Source organism: Azoarcus sp. CIB (genome assembly GCF_001190925.1).
Taxonomy (GTDB): Bacteria; Pseudomonadota; Gammaproteobacteria; order Burkholderiales; family Rhodocyclaceae; genus Aromatoleum.
Genome location: NZ_CP011072.1, coordinates 5,201,005 through 5,220,316 on the forward strand (window position 1 = coordinate 5,201,005; position 19,312 = coordinate 5,220,316).

General features: G+C 65.3%; 18 protein-coding genes. 11 read left to right on the plus strand and 7 right to left on the minus strand.

Annotated features, from left to right (window positions below):
* Window positions 1-195 precede the first annotated feature (195 nt).
* On the plus strand, window positions 196-432 hold the full coding sequence (locus tag AzCIB_RS23315) for a hypothetical protein (RefSeq protein WP_050418086.1): 237 nt from the start codon (window positions 196-198) through the stop codon (window positions 430-432).
* 303 nt (window positions 433-735) lie between these two features.
* Window positions 736-1,098 carry a hypothetical protein gene (locus AzCIB_RS23320; RefSeq protein ID WP_050418528.1) on the plus strand — a complete coding sequence of 121 codons (363 nt, stop codon included), beginning with the start codon at window positions 736-738 and terminating at the stop codon, window positions 1,096-1,098.
* 82 nt (window positions 1,099-1,180) lie between these two features.
* On the opposite strand, the gene AzCIB_RS23325 is transcribed toward AzCIB_RS23320, so the two are convergent.
* Together AzCIB_RS23325 and AzCIB_RS23330 are read right to left on the minus strand one after the other, a co-directional pair.
* Window positions 1,181-1,420: a PA2433 domain-containing protein gene (locus AzCIB_RS23325; RefSeq protein WP_050418087.1), complete on the minus strand. Its 240-nt coding sequence runs from the start codon at window positions 1,418-1,420 to the stop codon at window positions 1,181-1,183.
* Window positions 1,421-1,577: 157 nt separating this feature from the next.
* A complete protein-coding gene (locus AzCIB_RS23330) occupies window positions 1,578-1,973 on the minus strand; it encodes a hypothetical protein (protein WP_050418088.1) in 396 nt (131 codons plus the stop codon).
* A 353-nt stretch (window positions 1,974-2,326) separates the two neighbouring features.
* Here AzCIB_RS23330 and AzCIB_RS23335 point away from each other — a divergent pair, with 353 nt between their 5' ends.
* Entirely contained in the window at window positions 2,327-3,001 is a 675-nt protein-coding gene (locus tag AzCIB_RS23335) for a potassium channel family protein (protein ID WP_157058555.1), read from the plus strand.
* Window positions 3,002-3,101: 100 nt separating this feature from the next.
* Here the strand turns inward: AzCIB_RS23335 and AzCIB_RS23340 are convergent, their stop codons facing one another.
* Entirely contained in the window at window positions 3,102-3,902 is an 801-nt protein-coding gene (locus AzCIB_RS23340; RefSeq protein ID WP_050418089.1) for an SDR family oxidoreductase, read from the minus strand.
* A gap of 387 nt (window positions 3,903-4,289) precedes the next feature.
* Between AzCIB_RS23340 and AzCIB_RS24360 the strand changes: the two genes are divergently transcribed.
* From AzCIB_RS24360 to AzCIB_RS23375, 8 genes are all read left to right on the plus strand, one after another.
* A complete protein-coding gene (locus AzCIB_RS24360) occupies window positions 4,290-4,433 on the plus strand; it encodes a hypothetical protein (protein ID WP_198149587.1) in 144 nt (47 codons plus the stop codon).
* Window positions 4,434-4,486: 53 nt separating this feature from the next.
* On the plus strand, window positions 4,487-5,155 hold the full coding sequence (locus tag AzCIB_RS23345; protein ID WP_050418090.1) for an MOSC domain-containing protein: 669 nt from the start codon (window positions 4,487-4,489) through the stop codon (window positions 5,153-5,155).
* A 188-nt stretch (window positions 5,156-5,343) separates the two neighbouring features.
* On the plus strand, window positions 5,344-8,385 hold the full coding sequence (locus tag AzCIB_RS23350; protein WP_232299306.1) for a type VI secretion system Vgr family protein: 3,042 nt from the start codon (window positions 5,344-5,346) through the stop codon (window positions 8,383-8,385).
* A complete protein-coding gene (locus AzCIB_RS23355) occupies window positions 8,382-10,139 on the plus strand; it encodes a T6SS effector phospholipase Tle3 domain-containing protein (protein WP_050418091.1) in 1,758 nt (585 codons plus the stop codon). Before AzCIB_RS23350 ends, AzCIB_RS23355 begins: the two co-directional genes overlap by 4 nt.
* Window positions 10,136-10,840: a T6SS immunity protein Tli3 family protein gene (locus AzCIB_RS23360; RefSeq protein ID WP_157058556.1), complete on the plus strand. Its 705-nt coding sequence runs from the start codon at window positions 10,136-10,138 to the stop codon at window positions 10,838-10,840. Before AzCIB_RS23355 ends, AzCIB_RS23360 begins: the two co-directional genes overlap by 4 nt.
* Before the next feature lie 163 nt (window positions 10,841-11,003).
* Window positions 11,004-11,729: a T6SS immunity protein Tli3 family protein gene (locus tag AzCIB_RS23365; protein ID WP_050418093.1), complete on the plus strand. Its 726-nt coding sequence runs from the start codon at window positions 11,004-11,006 to the stop codon at window positions 11,727-11,729.
* A 644-nt stretch (window positions 11,730-12,373) separates the two neighbouring features.
* Complete coding sequence (locus AzCIB_RS23370; protein WP_157058557.1) at window positions 12,374-13,060, plus strand: T6SS immunity protein Tli4 family protein; 687 nt, start codon at window positions 12,374-12,376, stop codon at window positions 13,058-13,060.
* A 193-nt stretch (window positions 13,061-13,253) separates the two neighbouring features.
* Window positions 13,254-14,384, plus strand: a complete 1,131-nt coding sequence (locus AzCIB_RS23375; protein ID WP_083446821.1) for an ISAs1 family transposase — start codon at window positions 13,254-13,256, stop codon at window positions 14,382-14,384.
* Window positions 14,385-14,533: 149 nt separating this feature from the next.
* On the opposite strand, the gene AzCIB_RS23380 is transcribed toward AzCIB_RS23375, so the two are convergent.
* The 4 genes from AzCIB_RS23380 to AzCIB_RS23395 all read right to left on the minus strand — a co-directional run bounded on the left by AzCIB_RS23380 (window position 14,534) and on the right by AzCIB_RS23395 (window position 19,181).
* Window positions 14,534-16,444 (minus strand): hydrogenase maturation protein, encoded by a 1,911-nt coding sequence (locus tag AzCIB_RS23380; RefSeq protein WP_050418095.1) that lies wholly within the window; start codon window positions 16,442-16,444, stop codon window positions 14,534-14,536.
* Between the two features lie 270 nt (window positions 16,445-16,714).
* Window positions 16,715-17,779 (minus strand): hydrogenase expression/formation protein HypE, encoded by a 1,065-nt coding sequence (gene hypE / locus AzCIB_RS23385; protein WP_050418096.1) that lies wholly within the window; start codon window positions 17,777-17,779, stop codon window positions 16,715-16,717.
* Window positions 17,776-18,927 (minus strand): hydrogenase formation protein HypD, encoded by a 1,152-nt coding sequence (gene hypD, locus AzCIB_RS23390; RefSeq protein WP_050418097.1) that lies wholly within the window; start codon window positions 18,925-18,927, stop codon window positions 17,776-17,778. Before hypD ends, hypE begins: the two co-directional genes overlap by 4 nt.
* Window positions 18,924-19,181: a HypC/HybG/HupF family hydrogenase formation chaperone gene (locus AzCIB_RS23395; protein ID WP_050418098.1), complete on the minus strand. Its 258-nt coding sequence runs from the start codon at window positions 19,179-19,181 to the stop codon at window positions 18,924-18,926. The genes hypD and AzCIB_RS23395 overlap by 4 nt, the downstream gene beginning before the upstream one ends.
* Window positions 19,182-19,312: the final 131 nt, after the last annotated feature.

Consider the following 19,312-nt stretch of genomic DNA (forward strand, 5'->3'; position numbering starts at 1 on the left):
CTTTCGCGATCTCAGATTGAGCTTCAGCAATTCAATCTTGGCACTTCGACGCCGGGCGGCCAATGCCGCGGGCGGAAGTGGGAAGTCCCTTTGTAGTCAGTCGACCTCGTTCCCTTCGGTCACTGGACGCTGCGCGATGAAGCCGCGCAGCGCCGGTCACTTCTACGTTTGGGAAAATCCAGCGATATACGGCAAATGGCAGATATCGGATGGATAGCTCTTCGGATCGTCGGCGGTACGATTGTTGCAATTATTGGCTACATAATCGGCCGCCGTTTCCTGGATGCAATTGGGCTGGAACGGCGCTTTAGCTCAGACGCATGGCGCTACACATTGGCGCAGCTTGGTGAGCTTATCCTTGTAATTTTTACCATTGGCGCCGTGGTCATCGGAGCAGCCGCCGTAGGCATTGCTCGTGCGCTCCTTGAATGAGAAATACGAAAGATAGGGGACGCCCACGATTTCCCCGAACGTTACCTCATGTTTTCAAACCTTTACGTTGCCATTGGCACCAATGGCGCGTATCGTTGACCGCGCGATTTCCAGGTAGTGTTGCTGTCTTGTCGGTTTCGTGTCCGCAGTTCTGCGGCGACAATCCCCCATTCTCACCTCGCCCTCTTGATCTCGCCCCACCCAGGGGCCATGCCCCGGCATTTTTCCGAGAATCAAGATATGACCAATGGTCGCGTCGGGTTCCGTGAACGGATTGTGCCAATTCACGACAAGGAGCACTTCATGCTACGCCCCATCCAGCGAACCGAACTCAAGACCTACTACTACACCCCCGTGCATTGTCCCTTTTGCGGCACCCGTGTCATGGGAGCCGACCCGGTCGACGAAACACGCATTACCGCCTGCGCTCACACCTTGTTCATCGCCCATGACACGGCGTTCGAATACCGCTCCGAGCGTTTCGACAGGAACCTCAGTCTGGACGGCCTGACCGCGAAGGAAGTCGAGGAACGTTGGACCCGAGAGGACGGCGGCGTCGACGGTCTCACCAACCAGGTCACGCTGGCGGACGCCATCAAGATTGCCGCTTACGCGCCGGCCCCGTCCGCCTACGGTTCGTACTACGGATTCGCCCCCACCGAGTGATCCGCACACCTCCGGGGTGAGGTCTTGTCGCTTGCCTCCAGCCTCCTGCAATCCGCAAGACCTGCCCCATACCGCGCTCGGCTCAGATGCCGAGAATCTTCATCGCCTTGGCCAAGGTGTCGACGGATTCTTGATGCTTGCCGGCCTTGTGCAAGGCTTCGCCGTCGGCGCGCAGTTGCTTGACCTCACTCATTTGCGCATCGGTCAGCTTGGGGCTGGCGGTGATGGCGGCGTCGATCTTTTTCATGTCGGCGGGGCAGTGGAGGGCCAGGGCACTGCCGGAAAACAGTGCGGCGAGGGTCAGGATGACGAGCTTCTTCATGGAAACCTCCTTGGGGACAACGCGGACGGACATGCCTGCGTGTGAAGTGAACAACTCGCCACCACCGCTTATTCCGCTGGGGGTCGTGCGGCTCGGCATCAAGGGGGCGTCGCAGGCCGTCCTGCCGCAGACCTTTGGCTGTGCGTAGCGGCTTTGCCTATTCGGCTTGCACGCTGAAGTCCGTTCCGCCTCGCGGGCTCGGCGTAAAGGTCACCCGGTAGCGTACCGCTTGCCCACATCGATCGACCGTCCAACGCTCCACGTACTGCCTTGGCCGCCGGCTTCTCTCGATCAACTCGGTGTCGAGGATCTTGTGGTTGGCACAGTCCGGGGCTTTCGCGCTGTCGAGCATGACGATGATGCTCAGGACGGCTTGCTGCAGGGGTTGCGTTGCGCCGCTCTCGCCACCGACAGGAGTGCGCTCGCCGCGCCGGATCGCCGCCTGTTCGGCGTCGTACCGCTGCGTCTTCAGCTCATCCTCCAGTTTTTGCTGACGCGCCTGGTGCCGCTCGCGAAAGGCGTCCGCCTTCTCCCTCCAGCTTTCGGTCGGCAAACGTTTCTCGGTTTCGGGCGATGCCGGGGGCCGTTCCGATTCAATCTCAAGGGCAATAGGGGACTGACCACGTTTTTCGGACAACGGACTGGATGGCCGCGGAGTTGTGTAGCATCTATGCATGCGCCATCCAATGCCATGCCGCGCCGCCCCCGCCTGTCACTGCCCAACGTCCCGCTGCATCTGATCCAGCGCGGCAATAGCCGGCAGGCCTGTTTCTACGCTCGCGAAGACTACCGACGGTATCTCGACTGGCTCGACGAGTACGCGGCAGCAACCGGTTGCCGCATCCCCATGACTGAGTGCCGGAGTGCGACACTGTCAGCGTCCCGTACAAAGTGACAAAAGTGCCAATGATCACCCGCCTCGCAGCGTCCCCCGCCAAGCATCCGTCTGCCGCGCTCCTGTGTGTCCAGATCCTGGGCATCCTGCTCTATCCACTGATGGAAGACACGTCGGCGGAGCGTGCGTTGTTCGGCGTTATCGGCCTGCTTGTGCTCGGTGCGGCGCTGTATGTCGTGAAGCGCGGTCCCTGGTTGACAGGCTTCGGCGTCGTGCTCGCCCTGCCGGTGGTGGTGCTTTCCATATGGCTGGCGTTCGACTTCGATCCCCGCAGAATGGTCCTCATGGCCGCGTTCGAGGCCGTGTTCTACTTCTACGCAGCGGGCAGTTTGATCGCCTACATGTTCGAGGATGATGTCGCATCGGCCGACGAGTTATTCGCCGCGGGGGCGACGTTCACCCTGCTCGCATGGGCATTCGCCTACGCCTACGTGGTGTGTCAGACCCTGCTGCCGGGTAGTTTCGGCGCCCTCGTGGCCCCGGGCGACCCGCGCACGTGGATGGAGCTGCTCTTCTTGAGCTTCACGACGCTGTCCGGCGTCGGGCTCGGCGACATCGTACCTCTCCTGCCGATGGCCCGTGCCCTCGTCATGATCGAGGAATTCTCGGGCGTGATGTATCTCGCCCTGGTCGTGTCACGGTTGGTTGGGCTGTCAGTGACAACTCGAACGGCGCGGGGGAAATAGGGGACGGACCACGATTTCCCGGAAGGTGAACGAGGATGAGTAAGTAGATTTGCCGCGCTGGGGACAACGATTCAAAAACGTCACCCCCTATTTCACTGCCCTACACCACCATCGGCGCAAGCCCACCGTCCATCGTCAGGATTGCGCCCGTAATGTAGCTGGCGCGCGGCGAGCACAGGAACAGTACGGCGTTGGCGATTTCTTCCGGCTGCGCAATGCGTCCGAGGGGAATTCTCGCGCTGGATCGTTCGAGCGCCTCGGCCGGGGTGACGCCGTTCAGACGCGCATCGGCGTCCAGCCCTTCCTTCATGCGCTCGGTGAGCGTGATGCCGGGGTTGATTGCATTGACGCGCACGCCCTTGGGGCCATAGGCGGCAGCCAAGCCGGCGCTGACGAGCATCAGGGCCGCATTGGCCGCACCGCCCGGCAGGTGGATCGGCGATGCGACTTTCCCGCCCGCGCCGACGATGTTGATGATGACGCCGCAGCCGCGCGCGCCCATCCGCTTGATCATCGGATCGATCAGATGGATGTAGGTGAAATATTTGGCCTGCATCGCGTCGTGCCAATGCTGCGGCGTCAGCTCTTCCGGGGGTGTCCGTTTCGCGCCGCCAGCCGAATTGACGAGCATGTCGACCGGCCCGTGGCGGGATTCCGCCTGCTCGATCGCGTCCGCAGCGGCGGCCGCATCGGTGAGGTCGGCATGGCACACGACGATGCGATCGCCGGCGTCGGAAAAGGTGTCGAGCAGCGACTGCCGGGCGGCTTCAAGATTCGCCGGATCGCGTGAAACGAGGCTGACCCTCGCACCCTCCTCGAGGAATCCCCGCGCGCACGCCAATCCGATTCCCTTGCTCCCGCCGGAGATGAGGGCGTGTCTGTTTTCGAGTTGCAGGTCCATATGGCGCTCCAGAAAAGGCGGCGAGGAGCGGAAACGAAATCCGGCATGACAGCAAGCGCGGCTCCGCGGGATTGATTATCACACGCTCGCCCCCTGCGCCTTTAGCCTCTGGTCGGAGATGATGAAGGCCCGTGGTCCGGACGTGAAAACGGGAGCCAGACCCTGCTCTCCCCGATAGGCAAGGCGCCAGCTGCCACTCCCGATACCAGCCCCCTGCAAATTGCCATGTCTCCCCTGCCTCGCAGACAGGGATTTGCACCAACGCCGGCATACGGATCAACCTGTGGGCAGGCGGCAACGGCCCGCCGGTGCTGCTGCTCCACGGCTGGCCGCAGACCGCCCAGATCTGGCACCGCATCGCGCCGCGACTGGCCAAGCACTAGCAAGATGCACGATCTCTTCGACGTGCTCGCGACGTGGCGCGAGAAGGCCGATACGGTCACCGGACACCCGCTGCCCTGCGGCCACTTCATCCCCGAAGAGGCCCCCAATGAGTTGCTGGCGGATCTGCTGACCTTCCTGCGCGGATGAGCGCCATCCCCGCATCCGGCCCCTGTCTCCGTTCCGTGCAGTAGCATGGCGCCATGCATACCCTCATCGACCACGTATTCATCGGCGCGCTGCGCCCGCTGCCGCCCGAAGGCCAGCTCACGGGCATGTTCAAGCAACCGGTCGACGGCCCCGTCGCCGTCACGGCCGAAGGCCTCGCCGGCGACCGGCAGGCCGACCGGCGCTACCACGGCGGCGCCGAGAAGGCCTTGCACCATTTTCCCGTCGAGCATTACGCGCGCCTCGCGCTGCGCTACCCCGAGCGCGCCGCCATGCTGCAGGCAGGCGTGCTCGGCGAGAACCTGTCGACCCGCGGCTGGACGGAGGAGTCGGTGTGCATCGGCGACCTGTTCCGCATCGGCAGCGCCCTCGTCCAGCTGAGCCAGCCGCGCCGGCCATGCTGGAAGATCGACCACCGCCTCGATATCGAGGGCGCCTCGCTGTTCGTCGCGCAGGAGGGGATCACCGGCTGGTACTACCGCGTGCGCGAAGCCGGCACGCTTGCGGCAGGCGACGCCTTCGAGCTGGTCGAGCGCCCCAACCCCGAAATCAGCGTCGCCACCTACTGGTGCGCAACGCAAGCGCACCGCCCGGACGCCGCGGCGCTGCGCGCGATCGCCACCGCCACCGGCCTCGCACCCGAGCAGGCCCGGCGCCTCGCCGAACGTGCCGCGTGGCTGGAGAACAATCCCCGGGGCGGCTGAAGGCGCCACTCACGGCGCGGACGGGGCGACGTCAAACCGCGCGGGGCGATCGAACGCGCCCGGCACCACCGGCCGCGCCGCAGACTTGTCATTGACATTTTCACGCGCGCGCCCGTGATATGCTTTCGGTCTTTTCTGACCATTCCTCCGCGCTGCCTGCCCGAACTGCGCCCGCGCCCGCTTCCCCGATGATCCCCCCTCTCGCCGCCCGCTCCCGCCTGTACGACCTGCACTGGCACACGGACGGCCCGCCGCTCGCAGTCGAAGCCTGGTGGGGACGCGAAACCCTGTCCGGCGGCTTCGAGTTCCACCTCGACACCCTGTCGCAGGATGCCTTCCTCGCCCTCGAGACTATGCTCGGGCAGGCGGTGACGCTGCGCACTGCGCTCTCCGACGGCAGCCGCAGCGAGCGCTCGGGCCTCGTGCGCACGGTCGCCAACCCCGGCAGCGACGGCGGCTGGAGCCGCTACCGCCTGACGGTGGTGCCGTGGACCTGGCTGCTCACCCGCGGCCGCCACAACCGCGTGTTCCAGGACAAGTCCGTGCCCGAGATCCTCGACGCCGTGTTCGCCGATTACCGCGCACACGCCGCGTGGCACTGGCACGAGGACGTCGCCCCTTTCCTCGCCGCGGCCCGCCCGCGCAGCTACTGCGTGCAGTATCGCGAATCCGACTACGCCTTCGTGTCGCGCCTGCTCGCCGAGGAAGGGCTGGGCTGGTGCATCGAGGAAGATGGCGAGGCCCCCGCGCGCCACCGCATGCGCCTCTTCGCCGACAGCACGCGCTTCGCGGAGGATCCCCTCTCGGCGCACGCGCTGGGCGGACGCGGCATCCGCTTCCACCGCGCCGACTCGCAAGAGGACCAGGACAGCATCGTCGCCTTCGGCGCCCAGCACCGCCTCGCCCCCACCGTGGGCACGGTGCTCGGCTACGATTACCGCAGCAAGCGCGCGACCGCAGCGAGCGTGCCGACCGCGCGCCGCGTCGGCAGTGCGGATCTGCCGATCCTCGAGCACTACGACTACGCCGGCCAGTACGCGCACGCGAGCGTGGGCGAGGCCGAGCGCTACCAGCGCCTCGCGATGGAAGCCACGGAGACACGCGGCAGCACCTTCCTCGGCCGCGGCACCGTGCGCAGCCTGCGCCCCGGCAGCTTCGTCGCCGTGAACGGCCTGCCGCTCGACCCCACTGCCCCCGCAGCATCCGCCACCATCGCCGGCGAACGCTTCGCGGTGCTCGACGTCATCCATGCCGGCATCAACAACCTCGACGCCGCGCGCATCGACGCGATCGCAGCGCGGCTGGCGCAAAATCCGGTGGTCGATGACGACGCGGGGCTCGCCACCGGCGACACGCTCCAACCAGTGCAGGCGCCGCGGGAACTACCCGCCGCCGTCATCGAACTCGCGCGCCGCCGCGGCTACGGCAACGCCTTCGACGCGCTGCGCGCCGAGCAGCCGTGGCGCCCCGTGCTCGCGGACGACACCGGCACGCGCGTCAACCCGCGCCCGACCGCGCCCGGCCCGATGAGCGCCATCGTCGTCGGCCCGCAGGGGGAGACCGTGCCGAACGGCGCCGACGAGCTGTGGTGCGACGCGCTGGGCCGCATCAAGGTGCGCTTCCACTGGCAGGAAGGCGAAGCCGCGGACGACCGCTCGAGTTGCTGGGTACGCGTCGCCACGCGCCAGGCCGGCGCCGGCATGGGCTGGCAGTGGCTGCCGCGCATCGGCCAGGAGGTGCTGGTGAATTTCCTCGGCGGCGACATCGACCGTCCCGTCGTACTCGGCGCGCTCTACAACGGCCGCGGCGAAGGCGGCGCTCCCCCCACGCCGGGCGGGCGCAGCGGGCCGGCAGCCGACACCGCCGTGTTCGACGCCGCGACCGACCACCGCCCGGCCGGACAGGGCAACCTCGCAGGAGGCAACAGCCCCGCGTGGCACGGCGCAGCCGGCGACAGCCACCGTCACCCCGGCGCGCTGAGCGGCTTCAAGACCCGCGAATTCGGCGCCCGCGGCCCCGGCGCGGGCCACAACCAGCTCGTCTTCGACGACAGCGACCAGCAGCTGCGCGTGCAGCTCAAGAGCACGCAGCACGCCTCTGAACTGAACCTCGGCCACCTCATCCACCAGGCCGGCAACTACCGCGGATCCTTCCGCGGCACCGGCGCCGAATTGCGCACCGACGCGTGGGGAGCGCTGCGCGCGGGCCGCGGCATCGTCATGAGCACCTGGCCGGCCCGCCACGCCTCCGAACCCGCCGGCGACTTCGCCCCTGGAATGGCCCTGCTGAAGCAGGCGTGCACGCTCGCCGACACGCTCTCGCGCGCCGCCGACACGCACCAAACCGTGAAGCTCGCCGCCGCGATCGGCAGCACCGCGGCCAACGCGAGCGCCGCCAATCCGGACCACCCGCCCCTCAAGGCGATGAGCAAAATCGCCGCCGGCATGGTCTCCCGCCACGATCTTGCCGAGGCCACCGCCGACGCGGACGCCGGCCACACTACCGTCGCCGCCGACAAGGTTCCCCACCTTTCCGCCCCCGCCATCCTGCAGGCCGCCCAGGCCGGCATCGGCCTCGTCGCCGGCCAGAGCGTGCAGATTGCCGCGGGCGACACCGCCACGCTCATGAGCGGAGAGGACACTAACCTCGCGATCGCAGGCAGCGCCCGCATCCACGCCGGCCAGGCGATCGGCCTGCTCGCTGGCGCCGTCGAACCCGGCGCGGACAACACCGGCATCCGCCTCATCGCCGCCAAGGACGACATCGAGCTGCAGGCGCAAAGCGACGAACTGAAGCTCCTCGCCCGCGACGACATGAAGCTCGTCAGCGCCAGCGCGAACATCGACTTCGCCGCGGCGAAGAAGATCGTCCTCAGCGTCGAAGGCGGCGCCAGCATCACGATCGACGGCGGCATCACCGTCGCGTGTCCGGGGACGATTACGGTGCATGCTTCGAAGAAGAGTTTTGGGGGGCCTACGAGCCTGGTGCACGAATTCAAGCAGAACCCGACGCAGGACTATGACGAAGGCTTCAGGCTCATCGACGCGCTCAGTGGCAAGCCCGTCGAGAACTTCTCCTACCGTATCCGTACCGCCGGCGGCGCGCTCGTGCAAGGCAATGCCGCCGCCGACGGCAAGACGGTGAGGGTGAATGCGTCAGCGCTCGAAGCCATGCATCTCGAACCCGATCTCATCCCCCTCCAACGCCCCGTGACACCGAAAGTCCGATGACGACGCCCGCTTCTCCCCTCACCATCTCCTATGCGACCCCGGTCGACGACAAGACCTGCAAAGACGTGCTGCTGCAGCCCGACATGCCGGGAATCATCATTTTCGTGCATGGCGTCAACAGCGAGGGGGAATGGTACGAGGCCGCCGAGCAGCACATTCTCGCCGGCCTGAATATGCGGCTGGGACGGAACGACCTGACGCCAAGGGAGTGGGATCCCGATAAGGCCCAACCGAAACCCGAAACCAGCGACCGCTCTCCCATCATTCACTTCTTCTGGGGTTATCGGCCGCAGGACGGCGAAGAGCGGCGCTGGCGCGTCCCCTTGCGGGACAGCAGTGATAAACGCAGATCGGCCTGGGCCAGGAACTACTCCCCCCGTCCCCCACTATATTGGGGCGGGGGACCGTTCCAGAACGGATGCAACAACCTGCCTCTGCTCTGGTCCCCTCTGGGCTTCCGACGCGATGTGTGGGCGGCACTCATCCCGATCGACGTGCAAAAGTTGAACCCGGAAGTCGACCGCCAGTTGCAAGACGCGCCACCACGCACTTATTACGCACACGCCGCGGGCCGGCTGGCAGGACTCGTGCGCAAGATTCGCGGCAGGTTCGCTGCTGACACGATCACGCTGATCGGTCACAGCCAGGGAACGCAGATCGTTCTGGCCGCGCTCGCCTTACTCGAGTCCACGAACCAGCCCGACTGCGTGATGCTCATGAACGGCCCCTACGCGTTCGACGCGAAGATCACCGACACCGTTGCCCAGGGCGACGATGCCCCCACGGCAGACGCCCGGCGCAAGACGTTCGAAAACATCGTCCGGCACTTCGATTCGGGCCATCGTAAGCTGACCCGCGAACTGGTCGAGTGTCTGCGGGTTGGCCAAACGGCCGACGGCGCCCCCTGGACCCCGTCGGCCCCCGGCGAACGCGACAATACCGGACGTATGTATATCTACTTCAATCCCCATGACCGAGTCATGGGCTCGACTGCACTGCAGAGCATCGGCTGGCAGGGGCTTCCGACTCAACTGCTCAAGACGTATACCGGTACCCTTTATCAACGCATGCTCGCGCGCTCCACGCCTTGCGGAACAGCCCCGGGCGAACAATACCTGTGGCCGCGCGAGCCGGACGGCAGCCTCAAACCCTTCTGGAACCTCATGAAGAAGACCAAGGGCTTGATTCCCATGGACCTGTGGGTGACGCCCGATCGAAATCAGCAGGTACTTATCAACGCCGAGGCGGTTTTTCATCCGATCGGCGCCGAAGAAATGCTCAATTTTGATGATTTGTCGAGCACCGCAAAACCATGGGACAGAAGCGGCGATTATGCATTTTTTCGCGACATCTACATCCCAGAAAGATGGATGGAGGAACGGTTGTCGCACGATCAGAGTACTTCGATCCGCCTCGAAACTCGCGAAGAGATGGAACAGCGGATTGGAGCCTATGTTCCTGAACCGACGGATCACAGTTCCCTTCCAATGCACGATCAATTTCTGACCCGTGTTCTAGCTTACGATCTACCGATCGGGCATTGCCAAAGCCATCAGGATCAAAAATTCTGGACTGACCTGAATCGCCTAGCCGACTGGCGCAGCACCGATCCATATTTCTTCGAGGGCACACTAGACATTCCGCCGATGCCGCCCCTCATCGACACCGAGACTTTCGACACACGTCGCCGCCAGCAGGAGCAGACGACCGCGCAATGGAAGCAGCGCAGCCAGAAAGAATCGCAGTTCGCATGAAACCAATTCTCCCCGCCCTTCTGGCCGCCCTCGCCTCGCTTTCCGGATGCGGCACCATCGCCTCCATCGCCACCGGTACAGGGGCCATGCCTCTGAACGAAATCCCCCGCTACGACGGACCACGCCAAGTCATCTATCGCATCGATGAGTATCGCTACATCACCACCGAGGCCTACCAGCATTGCGACCGCTACGGCTACCTGTACTGGCACGACGACCGGAAGAACCTGCACGCGAAGATCGGGTGGACCTCTCTGTGGCGGGGCCGGTTCGTCATCGAACCGGGCGAGGAGCGCATCGCCGTCCCTAATTTTGGCTGCGAAGACAAGGGCTGTTACCTCACCATTGATTTTTCCAACGACGGAGGCAAGACGTGGGACGTCTTTTCGTCAGCCAATCTCGGTGGTCGTTCAACCGTAGAAAATAACCCCGTCGAACGTGAGCGCATCCACTCCATCGAGGTACGGGTCACAACCGACGGCCTGATTTACGTCATCCCCGCTCATCGACACCACTATTACCGCTACCGACTGGACGGCACGCCCGACCAACGGCCGCGGGAAACGAGTCTGGAGGATCGCAAGAACGGGATTTACAACTGGGAAGACGTTGCCTCTGTACCCGAAGTCAAAACCCCTTCGGGCCAGGAGCGCTTCACCTGTGATTCCTCGCTCAATCCTCCGGCCCGCACGGACGATTAATGAACTTCCCGGGCATCGGTGGGCAGGTCATACCGGGCACAGCAACGGGAGGAGAAATGGGGTAAGAGTCGATTTTTTCAGAAACCGCCGACACGCTGCGCCGCCAACAGGAACAGACGACCGCAATGTGGAAGCAGCACCGCACGAAGGAATCGCAGTTCGCATGAAAGCCCTCCTCCCCGCCGCCCTCACCGCCCTAGCCACCCTGTCCGGATGCGGCACCATTGCCTCCATCGGCACCGGCGCCGGCGCCGTGCCCGTTCACGAACCACCGAAATATCACGGACCCCGCCAGGTCATATATCGAATCGACGAACATCGGTACATTACTATCGAAGACTACCGTCACTGCGACCGATACGGACTGATGTACTGGAATGACGATAGGGTGAATCTTCATGTATTGATGAGCCATAACAAACGGGTGGGGAACGGCCCATGGTGGGGAAGATTCGTGATCGAACCCGGCGAACAGAAGATCGCCGTTCCGGGCTTTGCTTGCGGAGACAAGGCGTGCTATCTCAATTTCACCTTCTCCATTGACGGTGGACGGAGCTGGAGCGAGGTCTTCACATCAGAGAAATACAGTGACAATCCGTGGGGCACCAACGACTCCTCTGCCCGAAAAAAGATTGAAGCCACTGACGTGCGCGTCACCGCCGACGGCCTGATCTACGTCATCCCCGCACATCGACACCACTATTACCGCTACCGGCTCAAAGGCACGCCCGACCAACGGCCGCAAGGAACAGCCTTGGCAGACGACAAGAACGGCCTCTACGACTGGGAGGATCTTTCCACCGTCCCCGACGTGAAAACCTCGTCCGGCCAGGAGCGCTTTACCTGTGATTCCTCGCTCAACCCTCCGCCCCGTCCGGACGATGAATGACGGTTCTATGCGCATTCCAATTGAAATCGATTTCTCAACAGACATTGCGACGGCGGCAGTGGTCGCGGGGATGGCTGGGCGTGCTCTTCGCCGGATGCTCGAGCGGGACATGCGCAGGCAGTGAATCGCGACGACGTTCTCGGAGTCTCCGCTCGATAGGCAATCTTGCCACGCTGTTCGCACTGATCCTTGCTGCGACAGGCTGCGCGAAGGATGTCAGCGAGTCCGCCCCCTCGCAACAGGCCTACATCAAACACGAATCTTGGGAGCGTCGTTGCCTAGGTTACTTCGAAATCGACCTCCCGAAGAATGTCGAAATTGCCGAACTAACGGAGGGGTACAGCTTTGGGAATGACGTCAAGGGACTTGGGGGCGACCAACGAATTGGGTCTGTCGAAATCAGCGAAGCATTAGACACGTCTCTGCCGGAGTTTCAAGAGGATTCGCTCAAGAACGGACGGCTTTATTACGAGCGAATTCTGCGCGGAAAATACGATACCCGTCGGCGCGCAGAGGCATATCACCGAGAGGTTCAGGAGCTCCGGATTTCCCGGCCATTGAGCATGGCTTGGCGCGTCGCCAACAAGTTCACCTTTGCCACTTGGGTTCCTGAAGGCAGCCGGGTTCTCTGGCTGGAGGGCCGCATGAGCGACGATCCGGACAAGGACAAGGGTTCCGCCAAGCTCGCCACGAAGATGATCGAGGACATGTGGCCCCGCTACCGCCCGCGCGAACCGACCCACATCCCCACCGAGCCCGGCCTGTGCCTGCCCTACGGATTCGTCTCGCCGCCGAAGGACCGGCCCGAGGACACCTTCACGGTCCACCTCCCCCACCGTAAGCCCGAGCATCCGTCACTGGTGTTCACGATAAGCATGGGGGCAGCCCTCGACGCGGGTCCGGACGTCAAACGCATCGACGATCTACGCGAAGAGTGGCGCGAGACGCCGCAGGAAGCGAAGCAGCGGCGCGAAGAGGACAAGCGCCGTGGCAACTGGCTCTCCGTCGGTCCCGGCGCGATGGTGGACGAGTATCTCAAGACCGAATACCTCACCGTCGCCGGACAGCGGGCGCGCCTGAGCGGCGTGCAGTTCAGTTCCTCGATGGACCAGCACACCTACGAGATCGAGATCGAAACCCTGGGCGATCCCGGTGACCCGCTCAAGCCGCGCATCGTGCTGATGGCGCAGGGCCTGAAATCGAGCTATTCGAGCTACAAGGGCCTCGCCGACAAGCCGCCTCCTCCGCCGGTCGACGAGGCGGTATCCATGCTGAAACAGATCGCACTGTCCATGCGCGTGCGACCGGGGGCACTTGCATCACCACAGTGACCCCACTGGGATCACCCCAATGCTCCGCTGCCTTGAAGTCTTGGCCCCTTTGGCAAAGGCCCCCTTTCGGCCTCAGGGCAATCGCACCGACTTGGCATATGCGAATGCCAAAGATTGTTAACTTTCATGACCTTACCGAGCCCCTGTTCACAGCGGCATAATTTGTGTAGTTTCCTACCTTTTTGGGCCGCCCATGAAGGCAGGAAACATCATGCCGCTGACGCAGGTGTTCGTCTCGATTTCCGATCCGCGCAGCGCGCGCCACAAGCGCCACGATCTTGCCGAACTGCTCACGGTGGCGGTTTGCGCGGTGCTGTCGGGCGTGGACGACTTCGTCGACATCGAATTGTGGGCCGAGGCCAAGATCGACTGGCTGCGGGGCTTCATGAAGCTTGAGCATGGCATCCCGTCCCATGACACGATCGGTCGCGTGTTCGGCATGATCACGCCCGATGAGTTCGAATCTGCATTCCGGCGCTGGGTTGGCATGGTGGTGCCCGCGTTGGCCGAGGACACGGTCGTGGCAATCGATGGCAAGACCAGCCGACGAACCGCCAGCAAGACCAAGACGCAGGCGAGTCCGCTGCACTTGGTCAGCGCATTCGTGGCCGGTATGGGTGTTGTGTTGGGCCAGACGGCGACCGCCGAGAAATCCAACGAGATCACGGCGATCCCGGAATTGCTCGCCAAGTTGGCGCTCGAGGGCTGCGTGGTGACGATCGACGCGATGGGCACGCAGACGAAGATCGCGCGCACGATCCGCGAGCGTGGCGCCCATTACGTGCTGTGCGTGAAGGACAACCATCCGAAGCTGCTCGACTCGATCATGTTTGCCGGTATCGGTCCGAACGGACCGCTGACACCGAGTTCGACGCACGAGACCAAGAATCCAGGCCACGGTCGTAGCGAAGTCAGGCGATGCTGGGCCTTTGATGCAACCGAGCGGCTCTACAAGGCCGAGGACTGGCAGGACATCGCCAGCTTTGCCGTGGTCGAGCGCGTGCGCACGGTGGGCAATCGCACCAGCACCGAGCGCGCCTACTACATCAGCAGCCTGCCCGCCGACGCCGAGCGCATCGCTCGGGCCGTACGCAGTCACTGGGAGGTGGAGAATCGCCTTCACTGGTGTCTGGATGTGCAGTTCAATGAGGATCAGTCACGGGTGCGCAGCGGTTATGCCGCCAACAACCTGGCCATCGTCCGCCACATCGTGATGAACCTGCTGCGGCTCAATACGACCCGCAAGGCGAGCATCAAATCGAAGCGCATGCTGGCTGCCACCGTCGATGAATTTCGCGCCGAGTTGCTCGGGGTTATGACATGAAGGTGCGATTGCCCTGCTTTCGGCCTGGCGCTCGTCGGAACGCTTCCGTGATCTAAACAATTCGTCCGCTACCCGGCGTGCAATCCAGCGGAGGCACTGATCATCACGGTTGCGTTGTGGGTCAGACACCATCGACGCGAGCAACAGTTTCACCGCGAAAAAGGCACGCGCCAGCCGAGGTCGCGGTGGCGGGCGAGGTGGCGCGGGGTCCAGGAATGCGGGCTCTTCATCACGAAGTAGTAGCGCGCGACGTGGTAGCTGGGGTCGAAGCCGTAGAAGTTGCGGCGCAGCGCGGCGAGTTCTTCTTCGCGGTAGGCGGCGAGCGGCTTTTCGGCTTCGTCGGCGGCGCGGCGGGCGGCCTTCGCGGTGATGCGCTCGGCGAGCGCGGGGTCGACGGCGAGGGCGGCGGCGTGGCGCGCGACTTCGGTTTCGAAGGTCCACGGGTCGGGACTGAAGGTGGCGTCGATGAGACCGGCGGCGTGGGCGTCGCGCGCGAGGAGCGGCAGGCGGTTGCCCATGATGCGGCGGCCGGCTTCGGGGCCGACGCGGCGCGGCAGGAGGTAGGTCCAGTATTCGGAGCCGAACAGGTTGCCCATGTTCTTGTAGTGCGGGTTCATGACGATGCCGTCGCGCGCCCAGACGTAGTCCGCGGCGAGCGCGAGGAAGCAGCCCCCTGCCCCAGCGTTACCGCGCAGCGCAGCGACGGTGAGGCGGTCGGTGAGCGTGAGCAGCGCGAGGCAGACGTCGTTCATGGCGTTGATGTTGGCCCAGGATTCGTCCGCGGGCGAGGGGGCGGCCTCGATGCGGTTGAGGTGGATGCCGTTGGACCAGAAGTCGCGCCCGCCTTCAAGGACGAGGACGCGGGTCGGGCGGGATCGGGCGAATCGAATCGCGGCGGTGAGGCGGCGGCATTGGTCGGTGGCCATCGCACCGTTGTAGAAGTCGAAGGCGAGGAAGCCGGTCGTGCCATCGGGGCTTTCGCGGTAGCGCAGTTCGCTCCAGCGGGCGTCGGTGGGGTCGCGGTGCAGCGGGATTTGAAGTTCGGGCAGCCCTTCGGCTTCGGCGGCGAAGGCGGCGGTTGCGGGAAGCTTGAAGCGGTGATCGCCGTCGGCGCGTTTGACGTGGCCGATCCAGACCGCGCCGTCGAGCGTTGCACGCAGGAGCGCGCCGTCGCGGCGGGCGATGGGGGCGCCGGGGGCGGCGGGACGAAGTTCGTCGGGGGTTGCGGGGTGGGCGTCGAAGAGGTGGCAGGGGGTGCCGAACAGCGCGTCGGCGACCCCGGGGAAGCCGTCGGCGGCGCGGAGTTTTTGCAGGATGGTTTGGGTGGTGTCGCGCGTCCAGTCGATTTTTCGGTCGGACTGTTTCATGAGCGGGCGTGCGATGCCGAACGGTGTTTGTTGCGGCGCTAAACCGCCCCCTCCGGGCGCTGTCTCGCGCTTCGTTGGACGCGTGGCGGACGCCTCAGCACGAAACACCGCCCGAAGGGGGCTGCGGTGTGCGGGACTGGATGTCGTTTCGTTGTCTTGGGCGTCTTGTTTCTTGCCGCGTTGCCCGGCGCTTTCGAGGATCTGCGCGAGCGGGGTCGGCGCCCATTTACCGGCACGCCAATCGGGGATGTTCCGGATGGCGGCTCTGACCGCATGCAGCACCGCGGCGGTGACTTCATTGCGGTAGAGGCTGGCTTTCGTCGCCTCGCGCATTGAAAAGCGGACACTCGCCCACACCGGGCCGGCATCCATCTCCGCTTCCGCCTGCAGCACGGTGACGCCCCACTCCGTCTCGCCGTTCATGATCGCCCAGTCGAGCGCGGAGGGGCCGCGGTCGCCGACGATGCCGGGGTGCACGATCAGCGTGAGGTGGCGCGACCAGATGGATTCGGGCACGGCACGCTTGAGGAAGGGCGCGAGGATCAGGTCCGGACGGAACAGCGCGACGGCTTCCTCGGCGACGCGATCGGCGATGTCGAATTCGACCGACAGCTCGTGGCCGTCGGCCTTGAGTTCGGCGAACAGGCGCTGCGTGAGGCTGTTGAAGCTGTGGGTGAGGAGGAGGATGCGCATCGGTGGATGGTCGTAGCCGGATCTCGGAACTAAGTTAGAAGGTTCCTTCCCCTTCAAGGGGGCGAGGACGGGGTTTCGCGAAGCACCGCTTCGCGCCGTCCGAGCGGGCTGGCTGTGCAAAGCCAGCCCTGGGACGGACAGGATGGGGATGGGTTGTTCCCCGGTGGAGCAGAAACCCATCCCCACCCCAACCCTCCCCTTGAAGGGGAGGGAGTCCTGAGGCCCCGGCAACTTTCGAGATCACTCTCTCATCCACGTCTTCGATCCCGATCAACAAATCCTCGGTAACTGCTCCCCCGACAACCAATCCACCATGCGCCGGCCGCCGAAGGCGGTGCGGATCTGGACGAAGGCGTTGGGGTCGGCGGTGACGGTGCCGATGCGGGCGGCGCGTTGGCCCAGCGGATGGGCGCGCATCGTGGCGAGCAGGCGCTCGGCGTCCTCGGCTGCGCAGATCGCGATGAGCTTGCCTTCGTTGGCGACGTAGAGCGGATCGAGACCGAGCAGCTCGCAGGCCGCGGCGACCTGGGGGTGGACGGGGATCGCGGCTTCGTCGAGGTCCATGCCGACGCCGGACTGGGTGGCGATTTCGTTGAGCGTCGTCGCGAGGCCGCCGCGCGTGGGGTCGCGCAGGACGCGGATGGTCGGGACCGCTTCGAGCATCGCGGCGACGAGGCCGTGCAGCGCGGCGGTGTCGGAAGCGATCTCGGAGTCGAAGGCGAGCGATTCGCGTTGCGCCATGATCGCCATGCCGTGGTCGCCGAGGGTGCCGGAGACGAGGATCGCGTCGCCGGGGCGGGCGTTCGCGCCGCCGATTTCGCGTCCGGCGGGCAGCGCGCCGACGCCGGTGGTGGTGATGAAGACGCCGTCGCCCTTGCCCTGCTCGACGACCTTGGTGTCGCCGGTCACGACCGGCACGCCGGCTTCGCGCGACGCGTGCGCCATCGACTGCACGATGCGCGCGAGTTCGGCGAGCGGGAAGCCTTCCTCGAGGATGAAGCTCGCGGCCAGATACAGCGGGCGGGCGCCCATCACCGCGAGGTCGTTCACGGTGCCGTGCACGGACAGGCAGCCGATGTCGCCGCCGGGGAAGAACAAGGGGCTGACGACGTGGGCGTCGGTGGCGACGACGAGGCGATCGCCCGGCGCGGGGGCGGGCAGCACGGCCACGTCGTCGCCGCGGTCGAGGTGCTCGTTGGCGAAGGCGGCGGCGAAGAGTTCGGAGATCAGCTGCGCCATCGCGCGGCCGCCGGCGCCGTGGCCCATGTCGACGCGGCCGTGCTTGAGGTCGAGCGGACGCACGTAGCCCTTCTTGACGGGGGAGGCGAGGCTCATCGGGTCATCCCGGCGACGACCGGGACATCCCGGAAGCGCCCGTAGTTGTAGTGCGCCGCGCAGGCGCCTTCGGAGGACACCATGCACGAGCCCATCGGGTTCTCGGGCGTGCACACGGTGCCGAACAGCTTGCAGTCGGTCGGCGTCTTCACGCCACGCAGGATCGCGCCGCATTCGCAGGCGCGGTTGTCGGGGACGGAGACGAATTCGAGGCCGAACTTCGCCTCGGCGTCCCAAGCGGCGAAGGGGCCGCGGATCCGCAGCGCGGAATACGGCACTTCGCGCAGTCCCCGCCATTCGAAGCTGCGGCGCGGCTCGAAGACTTCGGACACGATCGCCTGCGCCTTGAGGTTGCCGTCCGGCGTGACCGCGCGGGTGAACTCGTTCTCGACCTCGGCGCGGCCCTCGTTCACCTGCCGGATCAGCATGCGGATCGCCTGCATCACGTCGAGCGGCTCGAAACCGGCGATCACGACGGGCTTGCGGTATTCCTCGGCGAAGAAGGCGTAGGGACGGCTGCCGATGATCGTCGATACGTGCGCCGGGCCGATGAAGCCGTCGAGCGGCACGGTGCCGAGTTCGCGCACTTCGGGCGATTCGAGGATGGTCAGGATCGCCGAAGGGGTGAGCACGTGGTTGCACAGCACGCTGAAGTTCGCGTGCCCCAGCGCCTGCGCCTGGCGCAGTACCAGCGCGGTCGGCGGGGTCGTGGTCTCGAAGCCGATGGCGAAGAACACGACTTCGCGATCGGGCATCTTCTGCGCGAGCGCCAGCGCGTCCGCGGCCGAATACACCATGCGGATGTCGGCGCCGCGCGCCTTGGCCTTCAGCAGCGACAGGCCGTCGGACGCGGGCACGCGCAGGCAGTCGCCGTAGGTGCAGATCGTGACGTCGGGGCGCGCGAGCGCCAACCGGATCGCCATGTCGATGCGGCCGATCGGCAGCACGCACACGGGGCAGCCGGGGCCGTGGATCATGCGCACGTTGGCGGGCAGGAGATCCGTGACGCCGTAGCGCGAGATCGCGTGCGTGTGGCCGCCGCAGAACTCCATGAAGGCGTATCGCCGGCCGGGGTCAGCCTCGCGCGCGATCGCCTCCGCGAGCTTCGCGGCGAGCGCGCCGTCGCGGAACTCGTCGACGTATTTCATGCGCCGCCGTCTTCGGACGCAGACGCGCGCGCAGGGCCGGCGAGGCCCGTGTCGGCGAAGAGCGCGAGCGTCTGCTCGGCCTCGTCCTGGTCGAGCTTGGACAGCGCGTAGCCGACATGCACGATCACGTAGTCGCCGACCTCGGCACCGTCGACCAGCGCGAGCGAGATCTCCTTGCGCACGCCGCCGAGGTCGACGCGGCAGGCGTCACCGGGCAGCAGTTCGACGATGCGGGCGGGGATGGCGAGGCACATCTTTCATTCCTTGGAATCGGTGGTCGATGCAGTACGCGGGCCGGGCATGGCACTACGTAGGGCGGGAGAAGCCGAAGGCGCATCCCGCCGCCAACGGCCGAAAGTCGCGCCACGCCCCGTTGGCGGGATTC

Bases quoted from the DNA above. Each gene is read 5' to 3' on its own strand.
- AzCIB_RS23315 (WP_050418086.1), top strand. From the start codon at position 196: ATGGCAGATATCGGATGGATAGCTCTTCGGATCGTCGGCGGTACGATT.
- AzCIB_RS23320 (WP_050418528.1), top strand. From the start codon at position 736: ATGCTACGCCCCATCCAGCGAACCGAACTCAAGACCTACTACTACACC.
- AzCIB_RS23325 (WP_050418087.1), bottom strand. From the start codon at position 1,420: ATGAAGAAGCTCGTCATCCTGACCCTCGCCGCACTGTTTTCCGGCAGT.
- AzCIB_RS23335 (WP_157058555.1), top strand. From the start codon at position 2,327: ATGATCACCCGCCTCGCAGCGTCCCCCGCCAAGCATCCGTCTGCCGCG.
- AzCIB_RS23340 (WP_050418089.1), bottom strand. From the start codon at position 3,902: ATGGACCTGCAACTCGAAAACAGACACGCCCTCATCTCCGGCGGGAGC.
- AzCIB_RS24360 (WP_198149587.1), top strand. From the start codon at position 4,290: ATGCACGATCTCTTCGACGTGCTCGCGACGTGGCGCGAGAAGGCCGAT.
- AzCIB_RS23345 (WP_050418090.1), top strand. From the start codon at position 4,487: ATGCATACCCTCATCGACCACGTATTCATCGGCGCGCTGCGCCCGCTG.
- AzCIB_RS23350 (WP_232299306.1), top strand. From the start codon at position 5,344: ATGATCCCCCCTCTCGCCGCCCGCTCCCGCCTGTACGACCTGCACTGG.
- AzCIB_RS23355 (WP_050418091.1), top strand. From the start codon at position 8,382: ATGACGACGCCCGCTTCTCCCCTCACCATCTCCTATGCGACCCCGGTC.
- AzCIB_RS23360 (WP_157058556.1), top strand. From the start codon at position 10,136: ATGAAACCAATTCTCCCCGCCCTTCTGGCCGCCCTCGCCTCGCTTTCC.
- AzCIB_RS23365 (WP_050418093.1), top strand. From the start codon at position 11,004: ATGAAAGCCCTCCTCCCCGCCGCCCTCACCGCCCTAGCCACCCTGTCC.
- AzCIB_RS23370 (WP_157058557.1), top strand. From the start codon at position 12,374: ATGAGCGACGATCCGGACAAGGACAAGGGTTCCGCCAAGCTCGCCACG.
- AzCIB_RS23375 (WP_083446821.1), top strand. From the start codon at position 13,254: ATGAAGGCAGGAAACATCATGCCGCTGACGCAGGTGTTCGTCTCGATT.
- AzCIB_RS23380 (WP_050418095.1), bottom strand. From the start codon at position 16,444: ATGCGCATCCTCCTCCTCACCCACAGCTTCAACAGCCTCACGCAGCGC.
- hypE (WP_050418096.1), bottom strand. From the start codon at position 17,779: ATGAGCCTCGCCTCCCCCGTCAAGAAGGGCTACGTGCGTCCGCTCGAC.
- hypD (WP_050418097.1), bottom strand. From the start codon at position 18,927: ATGAAATACGTCGACGAGTTCCGCGACGGCGCGCTCGCCGCGAAGCTC.
- AzCIB_RS23395 (WP_050418098.1), bottom strand. From the start codon at position 19,181: ATGTGCCTCGCCATCCCCGCCCGCATCGTCGAACTGCTGCCCGGTGAC.